Below are 3,235 nucleotides of genomic sequence, written 5' to 3' on the forward strand. Positions count from 1 at the left end.
AGATTGTGGCCGACGGCGTTGACAAGGGCTACCTGACGGTCATGATTGTTGACGAAGACGAAGTGCCGCTGGCCTGGCTGGCTGCGGATCTGACCTGTGAAGGTCCGGCCGGCTCCGAGATCACCTGCGGTCCGTTCACCGAAACCAGCACGGCTGGTCAGTACGTGGCCGAAGTGACCGGCAAGAAGTCTGGCGATTACACCATGACGGCCAGCCTCTATGACCGCCCGTTGAAGGTGCGTACCCCAGACGGCAACGACATTGCCCACTTCATCGCTGGCCCGCCTTGTGATCCGAATGAAGACCCGGATTGCAAGGGCGCGCTGCAGGCTGTGTTGCAGCCCACCACGCCAATCAGTGACTCGCACCCGCGGGTCTACGCCGATGGCGAGGACAGCTTCACGGTGACCGTGACGCTGGCCGACAAGGAAGGCAACCCGGTGCGCGATTGGACCGGCCCGAAGGTCTACAAGTCGGCCGATGGCACCCCCGCTGGTGCCACCGCCTCTTGGACCGATCCGGTTGAAACCGCTCCCGGTGTCTATGAGGTGTATTTGACCTCTGAAGACATTGCCGAGTTCTTGTTGGCGCTGGGTTATGACCCAGACGATAAAGACCTGGCCATCCCGTTCACAGACCCGCCGGGCAACAAGGCCGTGTTTGGCCCAGGTCCGCCTTGCACCGAACCTGACACCTCCAGCTTCACGCTCGATGCCGGACCGAAGTATTCAGAGGATCCCACCTCTTATTACACCGGCACCGTGGTTTTGATGGATTGCCAATACCGGCCCATCACTGACGCGCTGGACAACGATTACGCCAAGCTAAACGTCTTCCAGGCCGACGCAGGTCTGCCCATGATCTCGGTTGAGGATCTGGCCCAGTCAGCCACCACCCCAGGTACCTACACCGCCAAGATCTACGGCACCGCGCCTGGTTCTTACACGGTGGACGTGACCGCCCGGGTGGGTTCGGCTGCGACCGGCACCGTGATTGACACCGTGCCCGCCACCTTCCGCCCAGCGGGTGTTGATTGGACCAAGTCCTACTTCAATGCCACGCCCACCACCGAGATCCCGGCGGGTGAATCTGGCACCATCACGCTCTACGTTTTCAACAGTGCTGACGAGCCAGCCGAGTTGACGCCCGCCCAACTGGCCGCCATCACGGCCACGGCCGTCAAGACCGGCGGCGGCGCCGCCACCGTGACGCTGCCCTTCGTGGCCACCGCGGACACCGGCGTCTACACCGCCTCAGTCACCTCCACTGTGCCAGGGGAATACCTGGTGACGGTGATCAATGATGATGGCGACAACGTGGCCCTGATGACCGGCGGCAACGACACCCTGACCTGGGTGCCAGGCCCGGTTGACCCCGACAAGACGGTCAACTCACTGACCACCAAGGACACAGCCACCCGTGATGACGGGCTAGACAAGGGCTGGGCCCAAGTGGTGGTCCAAGACCAGTACGGCAACCCCATTCCGGGCGACAACAACGTCTGCCTGTACTTTGAGTTTGACAAGCCAGGCTTCTCGGCCATCGCCGATGGCCCCCGGTGGTTCGATGAGGCCTTGGGTGAGGATTCGGCCATGGCCGGCGCCACCTACGTTTGTGGCGAATCTGACGCCGACGGCGTGGTTCGCTTCGACGCGGTCTCGATGTACGCCTCGCCCATCAGTACCCCTGGCTTTGAGGTCAGGGCCCGCTACTTCACCTCGCCAACTGACTTTGTTGAGAACAACAACGACCCGGCTACCGGTGGCTACCCGCGCTACCTGCACTTCTCCAGGATCCCAATCGACGTCACCAAGTCATGGTTCACCGTTGAGCAGACCCAGCCAGACACCGGCGACGTGATTGCCAACGGCGAGGACTACTACACGGTGACGGTCTACCTGAGGAACTCCTACGGCACCCCGGTCAACCGTGGTTCGGTCGCTTTGACCATTAGCCCAGACCCGTCAGCGACCGGCAACCAGCCGGTGCCTGCCGGTGGGCTTAACTTCCTGTCTGGCACCGATGGCACGGCCACCAAGGCCATCACCTCAAAGGTTGACGGCACGTGGACCCTCCGCGTGTTGACTGGTGCGGACGAGCTGAGCTTGAACATACCCAATGACCCGGTGAAGTCGGCCGACATTTACTTCAAGTACGGCGATCCTTTTGCCGGTAACTCGAAGCTGTCTGACCCCGGTTATTACTCGTTTGCCGATGGCGAAGACACCCAGTTGATCAAGGCTGAGGTTCGCGATGCGTATGGCGCCACGGATGAAGGTAACTTGGTGCCCGGCGCCTGGGTGTTCTTCCATGTGCCGGCTGGCGTGGCCTACCGCTGCCAGGAGTTGGGCGGCGCCTACATGCTAGGCACTAGCCCTGGCGATATTGTGTGCACCACCGGTGACGGCACCGGCGGCACCGCGCGTGGCGTGGCCGTGCTTGAAGTGGTCTCTTACGAGGCGATCACTGGCCCGACCGAATACAACATCACCGCGCAGCTTGGTACCTTGGCGGCTCCGGGGGATTGGATCGAAAACGGTTCACCGGCCAAGGCCAGGTTCAAGCCGGGCACGGTGCCAAGCGAGCTGACCTCCACGTTGGAGATCATTTCGGATGATCCCAAGGTGGCTGGTATTGAGAACCACATTGGCCGCATTGTCATTCGTGACGCCGCGGGCAATGAGATTACCGCTGACGAAGATCAGGCCACCGTGACGGTGGAATGGCGTCTGGTTGGTTCGGACGGTCCTTGGTCGCAGCAGAGCGCCGACACGGTTGGTGGCACGGTTGACATTGAGTTCACTGACACGGTGGCTGGCACCTACGATGTGCGCGCCACGGTGGGTGGCAAGGTCATGGCCTTCGCTCCTGGTTCACGTGACACCGTGGTGTTCTCGCCTGGCGAGCCTGATTGGGGCAACTCTGAGTTCAACACCACCGACAACCCGGTGTTGGCCGATGGCGACAAGACCCACAGCGCGTGGGTGTATGTCCGCGACGAGTTCGGTAACGCCGTGCCCAACGTGCCAATTCGCTTCGCCGTGACGCAAGGCGCCGCGGACGTGGCCGGTCCGTGGTTCGGTCCAACCAAGAACACCCGCGACTATGCCAACGGCTCCACCAATGAAGAAGGCTACTGGTCCGTTGAGATTCGCTCTGAAGAGCCCGGTTCCTTCGAGGTTTCGGCCACTTCAGGCACCAACACCCTGCTGACCCCGGCTCCGGGCAGGCAGGC

The 3,235-nt window shown here is 62.0% G+C and carries 1 protein-coding gene; it reads left to right on the forward strand.

The window, feature by feature from the left end:
• The coding region (locus FWD29_10035) for an Ig-like domain-containing protein (GenBank protein ID MCL2804267.1) at positions 1 to 3,235 on the forward strand (3,235 nt) is incomplete at both ends.

The organism is Micrococcales bacterium (genome assembly GCA_009784895.1).
Classification (GTDB): Bacteria; Actinomycetota; Actinomycetes; order Actinomycetales; family WQXJ01; genus WQXJ01.